This window comes from Pseudomonas sp. ICMP 8385, from assembly GCF_002699915.1.
Lineage (GTDB): Bacteria > Pseudomonadota > Gammaproteobacteria > Pseudomonadales > Pseudomonadaceae > Aquipseudomonas > Aquipseudomonas gessardii.
The window spans coordinates 21,570-40,327 of sequence record NZ_LKBY01000110.1; the positions used below are offsets into that span (position 1 = coordinate 21,570).

The following is an 18,758-nucleotide window of genomic DNA, read 5'->3' on the forward strand; positions in this document are numbered from 1 at the left end:
CTCACTTGAAGAAAAACCCCTCAAGCATGCTATTTTTCGAGGGGTAACCAGCCGTTTCCGTACCACGGAGTCTTCGGCTTTTTTCATTCTTCAAGCGTTACGCGCAAGGCACTTACATGAACGGATCACCCACCGGCAGCGAGGCCGCGGCCCTGATCGCACGGCTGGACTGGGCCGCAAGCCCCCTCGGTGATGCCAGCCACTGGCCACAAAGCCTGCGCACGGCCATCGATATCGTCATCCATTCACCGATGCCGATGCTGTTGCTGTGGGGCACCGAACTCACGCAACTCTACAACGATGGCTTCGCCCTGCTGGCTGGCAACAAGCACCCCCAGGCCTTCGGCCAGCCGACGCACCGGGCCTGGCCGGAGCTGCAACACTTCACCACTCCGATCTACCGCGCCGTCCTGAGCGGCCAGGTGCGCACCTTTACCGAACAGCGCTTTGTCCTGCAGCGCAACCACCGCGACACCGAGATCTGGCTGGACCTGACCTACAGCCCGATCCGCGACGAACAGGGCCAGGTCGCCGGGATCCTGGTGACAGCAATTGAAACCAACGAACGCCGGCAACTGGCCCAGGAGCTGCAACAACGTTCCGAAGCCAGCCTCAAGGCCCAGCACAACACCGAGCAACGCTTGCAACTGGCCCTGGCCGCCACCGATGCGGTGGGCACCTGGGACTGGGATATCAGCGAAGACCGCTTTATCGCCGATAACCATTTTGCCCAGTTGCACGGGGTTGATCCGTGCCAGGCCCAACAGTTGCCCATCAGTGATTACCTGCAAGGCGTGCACCCGCAAGACCGCGGCCTGATCGCCCGCAGCATCAAGCATTGCATCACCCATGGCACCGAGTACGCCGAGGAATATCGCCTGCTCCAGGCCAACGGCCAGGTGCGCTGGGTGTTTGCCCGTGGTCGCTGCTACAAGGACCACCACGGCCGACCGGTGCGCTTCCTTGGCGCGGCGCTGGACCTGACCGAACGCAAGCACACCGAACAAGCCCTGCGCCAGAGCCAGACCGAGCTGCAACTGATCATCAACGCCATGCCGGTGCTGATCGGCTATGTCGACCACACAGAACGCTTTCGCCTGAACAACAGCGCCTACCTCGACTGGTACGGCCTGACCCCGCAAGAACTGTATGGCAAGACCATCCGCGAAGTCCTCGGCGACAAGCTCTATGCCGGGCGCGCCGATAAAATCGCCGCCGCGCTCAAGGGCAAGGCCTGCAGCTTTGTCACCGTCACCCCCCATTGCGATGGCCGGCCCCGGCATGCGCTGATGAAGTACCTGCCCCGCTTCAGCGCCGATGGCTCGGTCAATGGCTTCTATATCTTTGTGATCGATGAGACCGAACGCAAACTCACCGAAGAGGCGCTGCGCCATCTCAACGACAACCTGGAAGAACGCGTGGCCCAGCGCACCCAGGCCCTGGCCGAAGCCAACCAGCGCCTGCAAAACGAGATGTTCGAGCGCGCACGCGCCGAAGACGCGCTGCGCCATGCGCAAAAGATGGAAGCGCTCGGCCAGCTCACCGGCGGGATCGCCCATGACTTCAACAATATGCTCACCGGGATCATTGGCAGCCTGGACCTGATGCAGCGCTACATCGCCGCCGGGCGCAGCGATGAGATTAGTCGCTTCACCGACGCCGCCGTGGCCTCGGCCCATCGCGCAGCCGCGCTGACCCATCGCCTGCTGGCCTTCTCCCGGCGCCAGTCCCTTGATCGCCAGCCCCTGGATCCGAACCAGTTGGTCACGTCCCTCGAAGAGCTGTTCCGCCGCACCAAAGGCGCCCATATCGACCTCAAGGTGCAACTGGGCAGCGATATCTGGCCGGTGAACACCGACGCCAGCCAACTGGAAAACGCCCTGCTCAACCTGGTAATCAACGCCCGCGACGCCATGCCCGATGGCGGGCAACTGAGCATCGAGACGGCCAACAGCTACCTGGACGGCAGCGACATCAGCACCCTGGAACCGGTCAAGGCCGGCGACTATGTGATGCTGGGCGTGTGCGACAACGGCGCCGGCATGACCCCCAAGATCCTGGCCAAGGCCTTCGACCCGTTTTTCACCACCAAGCCCATCGGCCAGGGGACGGGCCTGGGGCTGTCGATGATTTATGGCTTTGCCCAGCAATCCGGCGGCCACGTCACGATCCACAGCGAGCCGGGCCGCGGCACCTGTGTGCGCCTGTACCTGCCGCGCCTGCATGGCACCGCCCTGGAGAAAGTCCTGCCGCAGATCCCCGTGGAGGCCCCCGTGGCGCTGGATGGCGAAGCCGTGGTGGTGGTCGAGGACGATGCCGCCGTGCGCATGCTGGTGGTCAACCTGCTCGATGAACTGGGCTACACCGCCCACCAGGCTGCCGATGCGCGGGCGGCCCTGCCGTTGCTGGAATCTGACCTGCGGGTGGACTTGCTGGTGACCGATGTCGGCCTGCCCGGCATGAACGGTCGGCAACTGGCGGAAATCGCCCGCCAGCACCGCCCCGGGCTCAAGGTGCTGTTCATGACCGGCTACGCCGAGACCGCCGCCGAGCGTCAGGGTTTCCTGGATGAAGGCATGGACATGGTGGCCAAGCCGTTTTCCATCGATCAGTTGGCCACGAAAATCCGCAGCATGATCGGCGCCAAAGGCCAAGTTGATGCATAATCCCGCGCCTTCAAGCCCGACCGTTGCAAGGTAACTGCCCGATGAAAGCCCAAGCCCGCCATATCCTGGTTAAAACCAGCGAAGAAGCCGAACAGCTCAAGCAGCGTATTGCCAAGGGCGAAGCCTTTGATGTGCTGGCCAAGAAGTTCTCCACCTGCCCGTCCGGCAAGCGCGGCGGCGACCTGGGTGAAGTACGGCCGGGGCAGATGGTGGGGGTGATCGATGCGGTGATTTTCAAGAAACCGCTGCGGGTAGTGCATGGACCGATCAAGAGCAAGTTTGGGTATCACCTGGTGCAGGTGTTCTACCGCGACTAAATCACCCTGATCGTTCCCACGCTCCGCGTGGGAATGCCTCACTGGACGCTCTGCGTCCGCTTCTGGGACGCGGAGCGTCCGTAGCTGCATTCCCACGCGGAGCGTGGGAACGATCACTGTGGGAGCCGGGCTTGCCCGCGATCCGCCGCAGGCGGCCTCATACCCTGGGAATCAGCGCACCCGGAAGCTGGATCACCTGGCTCGCCAACCGATGCCCCGCCAAGGCTGCCTCCTGCGGCGAACCACCCCTGAGCCGGCTGGCCAGATACGCCGCGCTGAACGAATCCCCCGCCGCCGTGGTATCCACCACCTGCTCGACCACCCGCGCCGGCACCGCAAAACGCTCGCCACCGCAACGGATCAGGCAATCATCCGCCCCACGCTTGAGCACCACCTCCTCGATCCCCGGATAGGCCGCCAACACCTGCTCGCTGTCGGCATAGCCAAACAACGCACGCTCGTCATCCTCTGTCAGCAAGGCCATATCCACCAGTGCCAACACCTGCCGATAGGCCTCGCGAGCAGCCTCGACACTGGCCCACAGACGCGGCCGGTAGTTGTTGTCGAACACCACCCGGGCGCCACGCTGGCGAGCCTCAACCAGGGCGGCCAGCAGGCGTACGCGCCCCACTTCGCCCAAGACCGCCAGGGTGATCCCGCTGAAATACAGCACGTCATAGCCCGGCAAGGCCGCCAGGACCGGCTCGGCCCCAGGCGTGGTAAAGCAATCGCGCACTGCCGCTTCGTTACGCCAGTAGAGGAATTTGCGCTCGCCCTGGGCATCGGTCTGGATGCAGTACAAACCCGGCAGGCGCCCCGGCAAGCGCTGGACCCTGTCCAGGCCCAGGCCTTCGGCGGCCCATTGCTGGCACATGGCATCGCTGAAACGGTCATCGCCCAGGGCGGTGACGTAATCCACCGTGCTGCTGGCCCCCAGTTCGCGGCGCAGGTAGACGGCGGTGTTCAGGGTGTCGCCGCCGAAGCTCTGTTGCAGGCTGCCGTCGGCGCGGTGTTGCAGTTCGATCATGCATTCGCCGATCAGGGCGATGCGCGGGTGTGGGTTCATGTTCGGATTCTCGGGTGAGTTTTAGGGCCTCATCGCAGGCAAGCCAGCTCCCACATTTGGATTTTTGAATACATTCAAATGTGGGAGCTGGCTGGCCTGCGATGGCCGCGACGCGGTCTAGAAACAGGTCTGCAATGCCTCGACCACCTGCAGCTGCTCATCCACCAGGCACCCTACCTGCCACTTGTCGAAGGTCAGGCATGGGTGCGAAGTGCCAAAGGCGATGATGTCGCCAATACGCAACTCAACCCCCGGCGCCACCGTCATAAATGCATGCTGGTCCATCACCGCCGTGACCTTGCAGCCACTCACATCCTCGCCCACCGCCGGCAGCACGCCGGCCTTGTAGCGCTTGAGTGGCACCGGCAAGCCGGCGTCGTAGGCCACGTCGCGCTTGCCCAGGGCGATCACCGCAAACCCCGGCTGCGGCAACGATTGCACATGGGCCCAGACTTCCAGGGCCGGGCGCAGGCCTTCGCTGAGGTCGCTGCGCCGGTCCAGCACGCAGCATTGCGCGTCCTTGTAGATACCATGGTCGTGGGCCACATAGCTGCCGGGGCGCAGTACGCTGAGGAAGCGCCCCTCGGCGTTTTGCGCGGCGAAAGACTCGGCGATCAAGTCATACCAGGCCGAACCCGAGGCAGTGATGATCGGCTTGCCCAGGTCGAAGGCGCCACTGTCCTGCATCGCCACCGCCAGGCGCACCAGGGACGCAGCAAACTCGCGGATACCGCGGATGGCATGCTCACCGTGGATCACCCCTTCGTAGCCTTCGATCCCGGTAAGCGCCAGGGCCGGCTGGGCCTTGATCGCCCGCGCCAGGTCCAGCACCTCCTGCTCGCTGCGGCAACCGCAGCGGCCGCCGACCACGCCGTATTCGATCATCACATTCAGACGCAGGCCACGGGCGGCGAAGAATGCGCCCAGGTCAGCGACGTTGTCCGGGTGGTCGACCAGGCAATGGAAGTCAAAGCCGGGGTCGGCCAGCAGCTCGGCGATCAGCGCCATGTTCGGCGCGCCCACCAGTTGGTTGGCCATCAACACCCGACGCACCCCACCGGCGTAGGCCGCGCGGGTCTGCACCGCGGTGGCCAGGGTGATGCCCCAGGCGCCTTGCGCCAACTGACGCTGGAACAGCGCCGGCATCATGCTGGTCTTGCCATGGGGCGCCAGTTGCGCGCCGCTGTGGCTGACAAAATCCTGCATCCAGCGGATGTTGTGTTCCAGTGCCGCGCGGTGCAGCACCAGGGCGGGCAGGCTGACGTCGCGTACCAGGTGGGCACCGCTGGCGGCGGCGCCTTTTTCAACGGCATTGAAGGCAGACATGGGGTTACTCCGTTTCGCTATTCGTTGATGCGACGGGCCAGGGTGTTGGCGCTTTCGATCAGCACCCGGCGGTAGTCGTCGTAATTGTTCTTGGCGTCGGCCCGTGGGGCGACGATACACAGGGTCGCAATGGCGACGCCCTGGGCATCGCGCACCGGGGCGGCAAAGCAGTGGGTAAAGGTGTCGGCGACACTGTCGAAGGAAAAGAAACCATCGAGGCTGGCCTGGCGAATCTGCCCGAGGAAGGTCGCCAGGGGCAGGCGCTGGCCATCCGGCAGGATAAAGTCGTCGTGGTCGATCAGCTCGATGATCTGCTGGTCGCTCAAATGCCCCAGCAACAAGCGCCCGGAAGCGGTCCAGGGAATCGGCGCGTTTTCACCGATATCCGAAGAAATCCGGAAATGCCGCTCGCCCTCGCGCATCAACGCCACCGTGTACTTGCGCCCGTTGAGCAGGCACATTTGCGCGGTCTCGCGGGTTTGCCTGACGATCGCCTGCAAGGCGTGATCGGCCTCGCGGGTCAGGTCGAAATGGCGCAAGTGGGCCTGGCCGAGGAAGTACAACTGGCGTCCCAGGTACACATGCCCGTCCTTGCCCACGGCTTCGAGAATCCGCCGTTCCAGCAGGGAGGCGACCAGTTCGTAGACCGTGGACTTGGGGCTGCCGATACCACTGGCAATATCGTTGGGGCGCAGGGGCTGGCCGACTTCCTTGAGAAAATCAAGGATATCGAACGCCCGGTCCAGGCCCTTTGCGCGGCGTTTGATGGTGTCTTCGGTCATGGCGGTCTTCATTAGCGTAAGAGGTCCATGTAAGAACAGGGCTTTTGTGGGAGCGGGCTTGCCCTAATGCCAGTCAGTTAAGCCTTTTTGTAGGAGCGAGCTTGCTCGCGGAGAACTTGAGAGCGCCGCGTTTACCTAGCAAACACGCGTTATCGTTGACGTCCTTCGCGAGCAAGCTCGCTCCTACAGAAAGCAGAATCCGCTTAACTGACTGGCATTAGGGCTTGCCCGCGATAGCGGTGTATCAGCCAACTATTTAGCGACTGACACTATGCTATCGCGGGCAAGCCCGCTCCCACCCAAACCCAGTCCACATTGGATTTGTGTGGTCTTGAAGTCAGGCATTCAGCCTTTTTTCTTGTAGGCCACGCAATCGATCTCAACCTTGCAATCGACCATCATGTTCGCCTGCACACAGGCCCGCGCCGGGGCGTGTTCGGGGGTGAAGTACTCGCCGAAGACCTTGTTGAAACTCCAGAAATCCCGGGGGTCTTCCAGCCATACACCGACCCGGACCACGTCTTTGAGCCCATAGCCGGCCTCTGCAAGGATCGCCACGACGTTCTTCATGGTCTGGTGGGTCTGCTCGACAATCCCGCCATTGATGATCTCACCGTCCACCGCCGGCACCTGGCCCGACACGTACAACCAGCCATCCGCCTCCACCGCACGGGCGAATGGGCGGGGTTGGCCACCACCGGCGGTGCTGCCGGCGCCGTAACGAGTAATGCTCATAAAGTTGCTCCTTGATTAAAACCGAATATTTTTCAGAAATTCCGCCAGGCGTGGCGATTGCGGGCGCTCGAAGATGTCTTGGGGCGGCCCCTGCTCTTCAATCCGCCCCTGGTTCATAAATACGATAGTGTCCGAGACCTCGTAGGCAAAGCGCATTTCGTGGGTCACCAGCAACATGGTCATGCCCTCTTGCGCCAGGCCCTTGATCACACTGAGCACTTCGCCGACCAACTCCGGGTCCAGCGCCGAGGTCACTTCGTCGAACAGCATCAGGCTGGGGTTCATCGCAATCGCCCGGGCAATCGCCACCCGCTGTTGCTGACCGCCGGACAACTGACCGGGGAAGTGGTTGCGCCGTTCCAGCAGGCCGACGCGCTCCAGCCATTTTTCCGCCAGGGCCACTGCCTCGTCCTTGCCCATATGCTTGACCTTGAGCAGGCCCAGGGTGACGTTTTGCAACGCGCTCAGATGGGGGAACAGGTTGAATTGCTGGAACGCCATGCCGGTCATGGCGCGGTGCTGGGCGATGAGTTTTTCCGGGTGGCGCACGCGCTTGCCGGCAATTTCACGATAGCCAATGGACTCACCATCGAGGGTGATCTGCCCGCCCTGGAACTCCTCCAGCAGGTTGACGCAGCGCAGCAGCGTGGTCTTGCCCGAGCCGCTGGAGCCGATCAACGTCACCACATTGCCGCGCTGTAGCGACAGGTCGACGCCCTTGAGGACTTCCACCGCGCCGTATTGCTTGCGCAGGCCGCTGATGTTGAGCAAGGGTTGATTCATGGCAAGGCCACCCGTTTTTCAATGTAGCGCCCGAATAACTCGATGGCGTAGTTGATGACAAAGAACAGAAAACCGGCGAACAGGTAGAACTCCAGGGTCATAAAGGTCCGGGCGATGACTTGCTGGGTGCTCAACAGCAACTCGGCAACGCCGATCACCGACAGCAGGGTCGAGGCCTTGACGATCTCGGTGGAGGAATTGACCCAGGTTGGCAAAATCTGCCGCAACGCCTGGGGCAACAGCACATAGCCCAGGGACTGGTAGAAACTCAGGCCAATGGCCTTGCCGGCCTCCAGTTGCCCACGGGGAATGGCTTGCAGCGCACCGCGCACAATCTCGGCGACATGGGAGCCGCAAAACAGCGTGAGGCCCAGGGCGCCGGCCTGGAACGCACCGATCTGCCAGCCCAGCGCCGGCGCCATATAGAAGCAGGCCAGCACCAGCACAAACACCGGAGTGCCGCGGATCAGGTCGACGTACAGGCGAAATGGCGCGCGCATCCAGAACTTGCCGTAGGTCAGCACCAGCCCGGCGACGATGCCGATCAGGGTGCCGAAAATAATCGCCAGCACCGAGCAATACACGCTGGTCTGGAACCCGGCCCACAGGGTTGTCCGGGCAATCCACAACTCATGCAGCCAATCCATGGAGACCCCCTCTTAGCGACGGATCGCCAGGCGCTGTTCCAGGTATCGGAGCAGCATGGCGATGAGATAGCAGGCCGCCACGTAGAGCGCGGTCGTCACCAGCCAGGTTTCAATCACCCGGTAGCTTTCGACGTTGATCTTGCGGGCGTAATAGGTCAGCTCCGGCACGGCAATCGCCGCCGCCAGGGAGGTGTCCTTGAACAGCGAGATAAAGTTGTTCGACAGCGCCGGCAGCACGTTGCGCAGCATCACCGGCACCGTGATGTAAGCGCGGATCTGCCACTCCCCCAGGCCAATCGCCAGGCCGGCTTCGCGCAGGCCCTTGGGAATATTCAACAGGCCGGCACGGAACACTTCGGTCAGGTAGGCCCCGGCGTACAGCGACAGGGTGATGATGAACGAGGGGATCTTGTCCAGGCGGATGCCCAAACTGGGCAAGGCAAAGTAGATCAACAGGATCAGCACCAGGATCGGCGTGTTGCGCACCACCGTCACATACACCGAGGCCAGAATCCGCAGCGCACGGTGCCTGGACAGCATGGCAAAAGCCATCAACAGGCCGATCACGCAGCCGATGGCAATCGACAGCAAGGCCAGTTGCAGGCCCAGGCCGAGCCCCGCCAGCAAGGTGTCGAAATCGCGCCAGACTGCGGCAAAATTCAACTGATAGTTCATGCTCGGCACTACCTTGAGCGGGGCGCCCGTTGCGACGCCCCGCGCTCGACAATCATTTGAATTCCACCGGAAAACCAATCGCCGGGGTCGGCAGATCGACGCCAAACCACTGCTTGAACGAGGCCGCGTAGGTGGGGAACTCGACGCCGGTCATGGCTTCATGCAGGGCGGTGTTGACGAAGTTCAGCCAGTCCTGATCGCCACGTTTGACCGCGCACGCGTAGGTTTGCGGGCTCCAGGCGTAGCTCGGGCTGCGGTAGCGCCCGGGGTTCTGCACCATCAGGTACTTGACCGAGGACTGGTCGGTGGCAGCGGCGTCGGCACGCCCGGAGTTCACCGCCTGGTACATCAGGTCGACGCTGTCGTATTGGTCGACCTTGGCCTTGGGCAGCGCCTGGTGCACCAGTTCTTCGGCGTAGACGTTTTGCAGCACCGCCACGGTGACGCCATCGCCCGCGGCCTGCAGGTCTTCGATTTGCTGGTATTGGCTGTTGGCCGGCAACAGCAGGCCCACGCCTTCGCGGTAGTACGGCAGGGTAAACGCCACCTGCTGCGCGCGGCTGGCGGTGACGGTGATGAACTGGCAGCTCATGTCGACTTTGTTGGTCAACAGGTTGGGGATGCGCGCATCGGACGACTGCACCACAAACTCGACCTTGCTCGGATCGTTAAACAGGCCCTTGGCGACCATGCGCCCGATATCGATATCGAACCCCTGCAACTTGCCATCCGCGCCCTGGAAATGCCACGGCGCATTGGTACTGCCGGTACCGACAATCAGATGCCCACGCTTGAGCACGTCATCGAGCTTGCTGTCGGCCTGTACCTGGCTGGCGAGGGACACGGCGGCGACAAAGAGAAAAACACCGGCTTTTAACAGGGAGGGTCGGCGATGCATGGCAAGCACTCCAAGGGTTATTTATTCCGCTATACCGGAATAAGGTATGCAATAGCGGAATAAAAAGCAGAAAGTGTGCCACAGCCCGTAACAGAAGAATATTGGAGGGTTAAAGTTGTTTTAAATCAGATAGATAGAAATACACCGACAACCCGGGCCCCGCCCGTGACAGCAGGCACACTGCTACCGTGCACCCCAATCCGTAGCGATCCGTCACATTGGCGTGCGCTACCTGTGAATTCTGACAGTAGACCGCCTGGCCCACCCGGCTTAGGGTTTGGCCACAGGCCTATAAGGAGAGTGTCATGGGGTTGATCAACACGGTGATCGACGACGCGGATGCGTATAGACGGGCGCTGCAGACACCCCGCACGGTGTTCATGCTCTTTGTATCGCCCCAGTGCCCGGCGTGCGGCGCGGCCAAGCCACTGTTCAGCAAAGTGGCCAGCCGCTATCGCCGCCAGGCAGCCCTTTATGTCCTCGATACGAGCCAGACCCCACGGCATCCCGAGGTCACCGGCACACCGACGCTGCTGATCCTGAAAAACGGCAGGCTGCTGGAGAAACTCAAGGGGTTCGGCCCCTGGGAGACCCAGGAGCAGACCCTGAAGAAAACCTTCGAGCGGCACACCCGTGGCGTGCCGACCAAAAGGGCCAGGCCCCGTTAACCCGCCGCGATAGGGGTCAACAGCACCTGCGTCACCCGGCGCTCCTCCACTGCCGCCACGGTCAAGCGCCAGCCTTCGTACTCCAGGCTGTCACCCACCGCCGGCAGGCGGTCCAGCAGGCTCATGACCAGCCCGGCAAGGGTCTGGTAATCCTCGGTGGCCACCGCCTGAAAGCCGGTACGCTGGCGAATCAGGTTCAGGTTCAACGCACCGTTGGCGCGGTAACCGCCCTGTTCCTCGACGATGTCCGGGCCTTCGACTTCGCTGGCGTCCGGCAACTCACCGGCGATGGACTCCAGGATGTCGGTCATGCTCAACACCCCCATGAAGTCGCCGAATTCGTTGATCACGAAGGCAATGTGCGTCGACTCCTGGCGCATCTGCTCCAGGGCGTTGAGGATCGAGAAGCTGTCGAGCAGGTTGATCGCCCGTCGCGCCAGGTGTTCCAGGTTCGGCTCATTGCCGGCCAGGTACTCCTTGAGCAGCTCCTTCTTGTGCACGAAGCCCAGGGGCTCATCCACCGCGCCATTGCGGATCAGCGGCAAGCGCGAGTAGGACGAGTGCATCAGCTTCAGGCGAATCGTCTCCGGGTCGTCGGCCAAGTCGATACAGTCGACATTCGCTCGCGGGGTCATCAAGCTGCGGATCGGCCGTTCGGCCAACTGCAATACACCGCTGATCATCACGCGCTCACGCCGGTCAAACAGCGGGCCTTGCTGGCCCTGTGGGTCGCCCAACAGGTCGGTCACGTCTTCACCCACTTCCTCGACCGCCAGGCTGCGCCCACCCAACAGGCGCATCACCGCATGGGCGGTACGCTCACGGATCGGCCGCAGGCCCTGCGCCGACTTCTTGCGGCGCGCCCGGGCGATCTGGTTGAACACCTCGATCAAAATCGAGAAACCGATGGCCGCGTACAGGTAGCCTTTGGGGATATGGAAGCCCAGGCCTTCGGCGGTCAGGGCAAAACCGATCATCATCAAGAAGCCCAGGCACAGCATGATCACCGTCGGGTGCGCATTGACGAAACGGGTCAGCGGCTTGCTGGCCACAATCATCACACCGATGGACACGACCACCGCAATCATCATGATCGCCAGTTCATCCACCATGCCGACCGCAGTAATCACCGCGTCCAGGGAGAACACTGCGTCCAGCACCACGATCTGCGCCACGATCGGCCAGAACATCGCGTAGGCCGCATTGCCGGTGCGTTCGGTAACGTGCCCTTCGAGCCGTTCATGCAATTCCATGGTGGCCTTGAACAACAGGAACACACCACCAAACAACATGATCAGGTCACGCCCGGAGAAGCTCTTGTCGAACACCTCGAACAACGGCTGGGTCAGGGTCACCAACCAGGAAATACTCGCCAACAGGCCCAGGCGCATCAGCAGTGCCAGGGACAAACCGATCAACCGCGCACGGTCGCGCTGCTCCGGTGGCAGCTTGTCCGCCAGGATCGCGATAAACACCAGGTTGTCGATACCCAGCACCAGTTCCAGCACAATCAAGGTCAACAGGCCGAGCCAGGCCGTTGGATCCGCTAACCATTCCATATAGAAGTCTCTGTCTCTTTATTGATGTTCAGAATGCCGGGCACAACAAGACGCGGTCGGGTGACCGGGAAAAGGTTAGCAGTCTGAATAGAGGATGTTTGAGCGGGAACGGCGGCAGTAGCGGTCTTGGGGAAAGACGACTGGGGGGCTCCGAGAGGGTGTTCATGCAAGTCCTGCAGTGAAAAAAGGACTTTAATCCTACAGTGGAAATACAAATTTCCTACAATTTAAAACTATTACAAGATCTGTAAAAGCAGATGCCCGAAAACATGTGCTGTGGGCTTGTGTGGGAGCTGGCTTGCCTGCGATAGCATCGCCTCGGTCTAACTGATGCACCGAGGTGTCTGCATCGCAGGCAAGCCAGCTCCCACACAAGCCAGCCCACACACAAACCAGTGTCCACATTTCGACCCGTGTTGTATCAAGTTTTACGGGTAGCGTCGTCCAGCGCCAGGATGGTGTGGGCATTGGTCACCGTGGTCGCCAGGGTATTGATCACCCCCGAGCGCAACGCCCCCAGGGTCGCGGCGGCCTTGGTGTTTTCACTGGCAATCGCCACCACATCGGGAATGCGGAACAACTCCTGCACCGTCAAGCCGATCACCCGCCCCTGGATGGCGTTGACCGCCGGCTGGCCGTGGATGTCGATAAAGTCGTAGCCCATCATGTCGCCCACCGTGCCGGACAAGCGCGCCTGGGCGATTTCCTGGGGGGAGAACCAGCCCATGCGCACCATATTGCTGTTCTCGCTCATGTCGCCAATGCCGATCAGCGCCATATCGGCACGCCGTGCACGGTCGAGGGTGGAGCGTACGGTGTCGTTGCTGATCAGCACGCTGCGCAGTTCCGGGTTGGCCACCAGCGCCGGGGCGTACAGGCTTTCGCTCTCGCCGCCAAAGCGCAGGGCCAGGCGGCGGCAGATATGGTCGGGATTCATGTATTCGCCGGCCTTGAGCGAACCGCCGATGGCACAGACAAATGTGCAGTTGCGCGTCACCGGCAAAAACACGTTATCGGCCACGGCCCCGACATTACGGCCCATGCCCACGGCGACAATCATGCCGTCGCCCAGGGTTTTGTTCAGGTAGTTGGCCACCAGGCTGGCCACGGCGGAGCGCTGGGTGTCGGCGTCGCTGTGGTCGACCGCGATCAACGCGCGATCCAACTGGAAACGCTCCACCAGCGCCTGTTCCAGTTCGTTGTTCATCGCCGGATGCTGCAACACCCGCACCTCGACAATCCCTTCATCGCGCGCGCGCTTGAGCAGCCGGCTGACTTTGGCCCGGGACAGGTCAAAGCGCTTGGCGATGGCTTCCTGAGTGACGTTCTCAAGGTAATAGAGCATCGCCACTTCGGTCATCAGATCGATATCGCTGGCGGTGCGCAGGGTACTGTCACTCATGGGGACGGGCTTCCGTTTCGGCGTCAAAGGCGCATTCTCCCGACTCTTGCCCCGCCACGTCCACTACTGATGCCCATCACGCTCAATGGCATTGATGCGCTCGACCTTGGCCCCGGAACGCGCCGCCTCGAACTCCGAGGCCAGAAACGCGGTGACGATGCTCTTGGCCAGCTCCGCCCCCACCACCCGCGCACCGATGGACAGGATCTGCGCATCGTTGCTCTTGCGCGCGCGCTCCGCCGAATAGGTGTCATGGGCCTGGGCCGCGCGAATGCCCAACACTTTATTGGCCGAGATGGCCATGCCAATGCCCGTGCCACACACCAGCACCCCCAGGCGCTGTTGCCCGGCATTGATGGCCGTGGCCACCGCCAGCGCAATATCCGGGTAGAGCACCGGCGCCGTGGAATGGGTGCCAAAGTCGGTCACCGGATACCCCAGCGCCTCGATATGGCGCCTCAACAGCTCCTTGAGCTCAAAACCCGCTTCGTCGCATCCGATAGCCACCGGAAAAGGTGTGTTCATGGCATTAGGCTCCGCTGTCATGGTGACGCTTAAGACTGATCATATGATCACTCAATGAAATTTCTATCAGTCATTTCTCGGATATTCCTCCGCAACTGTCAAGTACGTTTTAACTGACCCACCAGTCAACCCCCTCTAAAACGCCACCCATCAATAAAATGCAGGCAACTACAAGTTTTCAGTGAAAGAGATTGACTGATCAGAATTTCATTTGGTACACATATGATCACGCAGCAACACGACTGTGTACCTAATAAGAACTCACAGCACGAGGACACGCCGATGGCCACGCCATTACTGCTCCAGGCTGAACACGTCGCCAAGGCCTACGCGGGCATTCCCGCCCTGCGTGACGGCCGCCTCTCGCTGCGGGCCGGCAGTGTGCATGCCCTGTGCGGCGGCAATGGCGCCGGCAAATCCACGTTCCTCAGTATCTTGATGGGCATCACCCAGCGTGACGCCGGCAGCATCCTGCTCAATGGCGCCCCCGTGCATTTCCATCGCCCCAGCGAAGCATTGGCGGCGGGGGTCGCGATGATCACCCAGGAGCTGGAACCAATCCCCTACATGAGCGTCGCCGAAAATATCTGGCTGGGCCGCGAACCACGGCGCGTCGGCTGCATCGTCGACAGCAAGGCACTACACCTACGCACCCGCGAACTCCTGGAAAGCCTGGAGTTCGACGTCGAAGCCACCACGCCCATGCATCGCTTGAGCGTGGCGCAGATCCAACTGGTGGAGATCGCCAAGGCGTTCAGCCATGACTGCCAGGTGATGATCATGGACGAACCCACCTCCGCCATCGGCGAGCGCGAAGCCGAGACCCTGTTCAAGGCCATCCGCCGCCTCACCGCCCGTGGCGCCGGGATCGTGTATGTGTCCCATCGCCTCAGCGAGCTAGCACAGATTGCCGACGACTACAGCATCTTGCGCGATGGCGCCTTCGTCGAAAGCGGGCGCATGGCCGATATCGACCGCGCCCACCTGGTGCGCGGTATCGTCGGCCAGGAGCTGACGCGCATCGATCACAAGGTCGGCCGCGCAAGCGCCGCCGAGTGCTGCCTGGACGTCCAGGGCCTGAGCCGTAGCGGCGAGTTCCAGGACATCAGCCTGCAAGTGCGCCAGGGCGAAATCCTCGGCATCTACGGCCTGATGGGCTCGGGGCGCAGCGAGTTCCTCAATTGCATCTACGGCCTGACCACCCCGGACGCCGGCAGCGTCACCCTGCAAGGCAAGCCGATGCCCATCGGCCTGCCCAAGGCGACCATCCGCGCCGGCATGTCCCTGGTCACCGAAGACCGCAAGGAAAGCGGCCTGGTGCTCAGCTCCAGCATCCTCTCGAACATCGCGTTGTCGGCGTACAAGCAGCTGTCGAACTGGTCGCTGATCAATGCACGCAAGGAAAACCAGTTGGCGGCGGACATGGTCAAGCGCCTGCAGATCAAGACCACCTCCCTGAACCTGCCAGTGGCCTCCATGAGCGGTGGCAACCAGCAGAAAGTGGTGCTTGCCAAGTGCCTGTCGACCCAACCGGTGTGCCTTTTGTGCGATGAGCCGACCCGGGGTATCGATGAAGGCGCCAAGCAGGAGATCTATCACTTGCTCGACCAGTTCGTGCGCGCCGGTGGCGCGGCCATCGTGGTGTCGTCCGAAGCCCCGGAACTGCTGCACCTAAGCGACCGTATCGCGATTTTCAAGGGCGGCCGGCTGGTGACTATCAGCAGCGACACCGCCCTTTCCCAGGAAGCCTTGTTGAGTCTTGCCTCATGAATGCCAAAACCCTTGCCGCCCCGCTGACCACCCCTTCGCGCAGCCGCCTGCGGCTTTCCCTCGACCGCTTTGGCCTGCCGCTGGTGTTTATCCTGCTGTGCGTGGTCATGGCGTTTTCCAGCGAATACTTCATGACCTGGCGCAACTGGATGGACATCCTGCGCCAGACCTCGATCAACGGCATCCTGGCCGTGGGCATGACCTATGTGATCCTGACCAAGGGCATCGACCTCTCGGTGGGTTCGATCCTCGCCTTTGCCGGGCTGTGCAGCGCCCTGGTCGCGACCCAGGGCTACGGCCTGCTGGCGGCGGTCAGCGCCGGGATGTTTGCCGGGGCGATGCTGGGGGTGGTGAACGGTTTTATGGTGGCCAACCTGTCGATCCCGCCCTTTGTCGCCACCCTCGGCATGCTGAGTATTGCCCGGGGCATGACCTTTATCCTCAACGACGGCAGCCCGGTCACCGACCTGCCGGACGCCTACCTGGCCCTGGGCATCGGCAAGCTTGGGCCGATTGGCGTACCGATCATCATCTTTGCCGTGGTCGCGCTGATTTTCTGGATGGTGCTGCGCTACACCACCTACGGGCGCTACGTGTACGCGGTGGGTGGCAACGAAAAAAGCGCGCGCACCTCGGGGATTGGCGTGCGCAAGGTGACGTTCTCGGTGTACGTGGTCTCGGGCCTGCTCGCCGGCCTGGCGGGTGTGGTGCTGTCGGCGCGCACCACCTCCGCCCTGCCCCAGGCCGGCATGTCCTATGAGCTGGATGCGATTGCCGCGGTGGTGATCGGCGGCACCAGTTTGTCCGGCGGCGTCGGCACCATCGTCGGCACGCTGTTCGGCGCCCTGCTGATCGGGGTGATCAACAACGGCCTGAACCTGCTCGGTGTGTCCTCCTATTACCAGCAGGTCGCCAAGGGCCTGATCATCGTGCTCGCGGTGTTGATTGACGTGTGGCGCAAGAAAAAACGCTAGTCGCTTTTGCTCTGATCCGAACTGAACGACCACAACAATAAACGGGGTTCTCATCATGAAATTCGCTACATCGTTTGCCGCCGTGGCGGCCCTCTCCCTGCTCGCCAGCAGCATCACCCTGGCCGCCGATGGCAAGACCTACAAAGTCGGCGCCGCCGTGTACGGCCTCAAGGGCCAGTTCATGCAGAACTGGGTGCGCGAGCTCAAGGAACATCCGGCAGTCAAGGACGGCACCGTGCAGTTGACCGTGTTCGACGGCAACTATGACGCGCTGACCCAGAACAACCAGATCGAAAACATGGTCACCCAGCGCTACGACGCGATCCTCTTCGTGCCGATCGACACCAAGGCCGGGGTGGGCACGGTGAAGCAGGCGATGGCCAACGATGTGGTGGTGATCGCCTCCAACACCAAAGTCGCCGATGCCAACGTGCCGTACGTGGGTAACGATGATGTCGAGGGCGGGCGCCTGCAGGCCCAGGCCATGGTCGACAAGCTCCAGGGCAAGGGCAATGTGGTGATCATCCAGGGCCCGATTGGCCAGTCGGCACAGATCGACCGCGAAAAAGGCGAACTGGAAGTGCTGGGCAAGCACCCCGGGATCAAGATCATCGAGAAAAAGACCGCCAACTGGGACCGCGCCCAGGCCCTGAGCCTGACCGAGGACTGGCTCAACGCCCACCCCAAGGGCATCAACGGGGTGATCGCACAAAACGACGACATGGCTCTGGGCGCCGTGCAGGCCCTCAAATCCCATGGCCTGACCTCCAAAGAGGTGCCCGTCACCTCCATCGACGGCATGCCCGACGCCATTCAGGCAGCCAAAAGAGATGAAGTCACCACCTTCCTGCAAGACGCCCAGGCCCAGTCCCAGGGCGCACTGGACGTAGCCCTGCGGCAACTGGCGGGTGAAGACTACAAACCCAAGTCGGTGATCTGGGAGCGCTATGCCAAGGACGTAACCTGGGGCGACGGCACCGCGAAGAACTACATCCTGCCGTGGGTGCCGGTGACCAATGCCAATGCGGATGCGCTGTACCAGCAGGTCAGCGGTACTAAATAGCAACGCGGTCAATGTGGGAGCTGGCTTGCCTGCGATTGCATCACCTCGGTATCCCTGACAGACCCAGGTGCCCGCATCGCAGGCAAGCCAGCTCCCACATCCGATCTCCACTGTTTTTGAGAATGGAGTTAAACCAATGTCTGGATTCTGGAACCAAGCCTTCGACCTCACCGGTCGTTGCGCCGTGATCACCGGCGGGGCTGCGGGGATCGGTCTGGCGTGTGCCCACTTGCTGGTGGAGCGTGGCGTGCGCGTGGCCCTGCTCGACCGTGATCCGGCCGTGGTTGAAATCGCCGCCAGCCTGGGCAACGGGCATCTGGGCCTGGCCGTCGACCTGCGCCAGCTCGACCAGGTGCAGAGCAGCATCGACTACGTGGTCGCGCACTTCAAGCGCCTGGACTGCCTGGTCAACAGCGCCGGCGTGGTGATGTTGGACAAGGCCATCGATGTCAGCGAAAACGCCTGGGACATCACCCTGGAGATCAACCTCAAGGCCAGCTTTTTCGTGGCCCAGGCCTGCGCCCGGCATATGCTCGCCCAGGGCAGCGGGCGCATCGTCAACCTGGCGTCCCAGGCGGCGGTGATCGGCCTGGATCGGCATGTGGCCTATTGCGCGAGCAAGGCTGCGATTGTCGGCATGACCAAGGTCCTGGCCATGGAATGGGCGCCACACATCACGGTAAATGCCATCTCCCCCACCATCGTCGAGACCGCCCTGGGCAAGAAAGCCTGGGCCGGCGATGTGGGCGAACGGGCCAAATTGCAGATCCCGGCGGGCCGTTTTGCCCAGCCGGATGAAATCGCCGGGCTGGCGTTGTACCTGCTCAGCGACGCAGCCCAGATGATCACCGGCGCCAACATGGTGATCGACGGCGGCTACAGCATTCAGTAATCCATCTATT

Annotated in this window: 18 protein-coding genes; 7 read left to right on the forward strand and 11 right to left on the reverse strand. The window is 62.1% G+C overall.

Features of this window, described 5'->3' with window-relative positions:
- The first annotated feature begins 116 nt into the window (after window positions 1–116).
- Both AO268_RS19640 and AO268_RS19645 read left to right on the forward strand, forming a co-directional pair.
- Window positions 117–2,666: a PAS domain-containing hybrid sensor histidine kinase/response regulator gene (locus AO268_RS19640; protein WP_099169567.1), complete on the forward strand. Its 2,550-nt coding sequence runs from the start codon at window positions 117–119 to the stop codon at window positions 2,664–2,666.
- 41 nt (window positions 2,667–2,707) lie between these two features.
- Entirely contained in the window at window positions 2,708–2,983 is a 276-nt protein-coding gene (locus AO268_RS19645) for a peptidylprolyl isomerase (protein WP_029293742.1), read from the forward strand.
- A gap of 157 nt (window positions 2,984–3,140) precedes the next feature.
- On the opposite strand, the gene AO268_RS19650 is transcribed toward AO268_RS19645, so the two are convergent.
- From AO268_RS19650 to AO268_RS19685, 8 genes are all read right to left on the reverse strand, one after another.
- Complete coding sequence (locus tag AO268_RS19650) at window positions 3,141–4,049, reverse strand: sugar kinase (protein ID WP_099169568.1); 909 nt, start codon at window positions 4,047–4,049, stop codon at window positions 3,141–3,143.
- A gap of 117 nt (window positions 4,050–4,166) precedes the next feature.
- Window positions 4,167–5,375: an amino acid deaminase gene (locus AO268_RS19655; RefSeq protein WP_076964574.1), complete on the reverse strand. Its 1,209-nt coding sequence runs from the start codon at window positions 5,373–5,375 to the stop codon at window positions 4,167–4,169.
- 17 nt (window positions 5,376–5,392) lie between these two features.
- Complete coding sequence (locus AO268_RS19660) at window positions 5,393–6,157, reverse strand: IclR family transcriptional regulator (protein ID WP_076964599.1); 765 nt, start codon at window positions 6,155–6,157, stop codon at window positions 5,393–5,395.
- Between the two features lie 345 nt (window positions 6,158–6,502).
- The gene (locus AO268_RS19665) at window positions 6,503–6,892 is read right to left on the reverse strand and encodes a RidA family protein (protein WP_076964575.1); all 390 of its coding nucleotides are present in this window, start codon (window positions 6,890–6,892) and stop codon (window positions 6,503–6,505) included.
- Between the two features lie 15 nt (window positions 6,893–6,907).
- Complete coding sequence (locus AO268_RS19670) at window positions 6,908–7,675, reverse strand: amino acid ABC transporter ATP-binding protein (protein ID WP_076964576.1); 768 nt, start codon at window positions 7,673–7,675, stop codon at window positions 6,908–6,910.
- Window positions 7,672–8,322, reverse strand: coding sequence for an amino acid ABC transporter permease (locus AO268_RS19675; protein WP_076964577.1), 651 nt, complete (start codon window positions 8,320–8,322; stop codon window positions 7,672–7,674). Before AO268_RS19675 ends, AO268_RS19670 begins: the two co-directional genes overlap by 4 nt.
- 12 nt (window positions 8,323–8,334) lie before the next feature.
- The gene (locus tag AO268_RS19680; RefSeq protein ID WP_057440843.1) at window positions 8,335–8,997 is read right to left on the reverse strand and encodes an amino acid ABC transporter permease; all 663 of its coding nucleotides are present in this window, start codon (window positions 8,995–8,997) and stop codon (window positions 8,335–8,337) included.
- Window positions 8,998–9,049: 52 nt separating this feature from the next.
- Window positions 9,050–9,895, reverse strand: coding sequence for a transporter substrate-binding domain-containing protein (locus tag AO268_RS19685; RefSeq protein WP_099169569.1), 846 nt, complete (start codon window positions 9,893–9,895; stop codon window positions 9,050–9,052).
- A 305-nt stretch (window positions 9,896–10,200) separates the two neighbouring features.
- Here AO268_RS19685 and AO268_RS19690 point away from each other — a divergent pair, with 305 nt between their 5' ends.
- Window positions 10,201–10,563 carry a thioredoxin family protein gene (locus AO268_RS19690; protein WP_099169570.1) on the forward strand — a complete coding sequence of 121 codons (363 nt, stop codon included), beginning with the start codon at window positions 10,201–10,203 and terminating at the stop codon, window positions 10,561–10,563.
- Here AO268_RS19690 and AO268_RS19695 read toward each other — a convergent pair.
- From AO268_RS19695 to rpiB, 3 genes are all read right to left on the reverse strand, one after another.
- The gene (locus AO268_RS19695; RefSeq protein ID WP_099169571.1) at window positions 10,560–12,122 is read right to left on the reverse strand and encodes a TerC family protein; all 1,563 of its coding nucleotides are present in this window, start codon (window positions 12,120–12,122) and stop codon (window positions 10,560–10,562) included. The two genes, AO268_RS19690 and AO268_RS19695, sit on opposite strands and share 4 nt — an antisense overlap.
- A 421-nt stretch (window positions 12,123–12,543) precedes the next feature.
- Window positions 12,544–13,524, reverse strand: a complete 981-nt coding sequence (locus tag AO268_RS19705) for a sugar-binding transcriptional regulator (RefSeq protein ID WP_029293725.1) — start codon at window positions 13,522–13,524, stop codon at window positions 12,544–12,546.
- Window positions 13,525–13,587: 63 nt separating this feature from the next.
- Window positions 13,588–14,049, reverse strand: a complete 462-nt coding sequence (gene rpiB, locus AO268_RS19710) for a ribose 5-phosphate isomerase B (RefSeq protein ID WP_076964583.1) — start codon at window positions 14,047–14,049, stop codon at window positions 13,588–13,590.
- A gap of 282 nt (window positions 14,050–14,331) precedes the next feature.
- Between rpiB and AO268_RS19715 the strand changes: the two genes are divergently transcribed.
- From AO268_RS19715 to AO268_RS19730, 4 genes are all read left to right on the forward strand, one after another.
- Entirely contained in the window at window positions 14,332–15,819 is a 1,488-nt protein-coding gene (locus tag AO268_RS19715; RefSeq protein ID WP_076964584.1) for a sugar ABC transporter ATP-binding protein, read from the forward strand.
- Window positions 15,816–16,793, forward strand: coding sequence for an ABC transporter permease (locus AO268_RS19720; protein WP_076964585.1), 978 nt, complete (start codon window positions 15,816–15,818; stop codon window positions 16,791–16,793). The genes AO268_RS19715 and AO268_RS19720 overlap by 4 nt, the downstream gene beginning before the upstream one ends.
- 55 nt (window positions 16,794–16,848) lie before the next feature.
- Window positions 16,849–17,856 (forward strand): substrate-binding domain-containing protein, encoded by a 1,008-nt coding sequence (locus AO268_RS19725; RefSeq protein ID WP_099169572.1) that lies wholly within the window; start codon window positions 16,849–16,851, stop codon window positions 17,854–17,856.
- Between the two features lie 136 nt (window positions 17,857–17,992).
- Complete coding sequence (locus AO268_RS19730) at window positions 17,993–18,748, forward strand: SDR family oxidoreductase (RefSeq protein WP_099169573.1); 756 nt, start codon at window positions 17,993–17,995, stop codon at window positions 18,746–18,748.
- Window positions 18,749–18,758 lie beyond the last annotated feature (10 nt).

Coding starts and splice junctions, on each gene's coding strand:
- AO268_RS19640 (WP_099169567.1), top strand. CDS start 117: ATGAACGGATCACCCACCGGCAGCGAGGCCGCGGCCCTGATCGCACGG.
- AO268_RS19645 (WP_029293742.1), top strand. CDS start 2,708: ATGAAAGCCCAAGCCCGCCATATCCTGGTTAAAACCAGCGAAGAAGCC.
- AO268_RS19650 (WP_099169568.1), bottom strand. CDS start 4,049: ATGAACCCACACCCGCGCATCGCCCTGATCGGCGAATGCATGATCGAA.
- AO268_RS19655 (WP_076964574.1), bottom strand. CDS start 5,375: ATGTCTGCCTTCAATGCCGTTGAAAAAGGCGCCGCCGCCAGCGGTGCC.
- AO268_RS19660 (WP_076964599.1), bottom strand. CDS start 6,157: ATGACCGAAGACACCATCAAACGCCGCGCAAAGGGCCTGGACCGGGCG.
- AO268_RS19665 (WP_076964575.1), bottom strand. CDS start 6,892: ATGAGCATTACTCGTTACGGCGCCGGCAGCACCGCCGGTGGTGGCCAA.
- AO268_RS19670 (WP_076964576.1), bottom strand. CDS start 7,675: ATGAATCAACCCTTGCTCAACATCAGCGGCCTGCGCAAGCAATACGGC.
- AO268_RS19675 (WP_076964577.1), bottom strand. CDS start 8,322: ATGGATTGGCTGCATGAGTTGTGGATTGCCCGGACAACCCTGTGGGCC.
- AO268_RS19680 (WP_057440843.1), bottom strand. CDS start 8,997: ATGAACTATCAGTTGAATTTTGCCGCAGTCTGGCGCGATTTCGACACC.
- AO268_RS19685 (WP_099169569.1), bottom strand. CDS start 9,895: ATGCATCGCCGACCCTCCCTGTTAAAAGCCGGTGTTTTTCTCTTTGTC.
- AO268_RS19690 (WP_099169570.1), top strand. CDS start 10,201: ATGGGGTTGATCAACACGGTGATCGACGACGCGGATGCGTATAGACGG.
- AO268_RS19695 (WP_099169571.1), bottom strand. CDS start 12,122: ATGGAATGGTTAGCGGATCCAACGGCCTGGCTCGGCCTGTTGACCTTG.
- AO268_RS19705 (WP_029293725.1), bottom strand. CDS start 13,524: ATGAGTGACAGTACCCTGCGCACCGCCAGCGATATCGATCTGATGACC.
- rpiB (WP_076964583.1), bottom strand. CDS start 14,049: ATGAACACACCTTTTCCGGTGGCTATCGGATGCGACGAAGCGGGTTTT.
- AO268_RS19715 (WP_076964584.1), top strand. CDS start 14,332: ATGGCCACGCCATTACTGCTCCAGGCTGAACACGTCGCCAAGGCCTAC.
- AO268_RS19720 (WP_076964585.1), top strand. CDS start 15,816: ATGAATGCCAAAACCCTTGCCGCCCCGCTGACCACCCCTTCGCGCAGC.
- AO268_RS19725 (WP_099169572.1), top strand. CDS start 16,849: ATGAAATTCGCTACATCGTTTGCCGCCGTGGCGGCCCTCTCCCTGCTC.
- AO268_RS19730 (WP_099169573.1), top strand. CDS start 17,993: ATGTCTGGATTCTGGAACCAAGCCTTCGACCTCACCGGTCGTTGCGCC.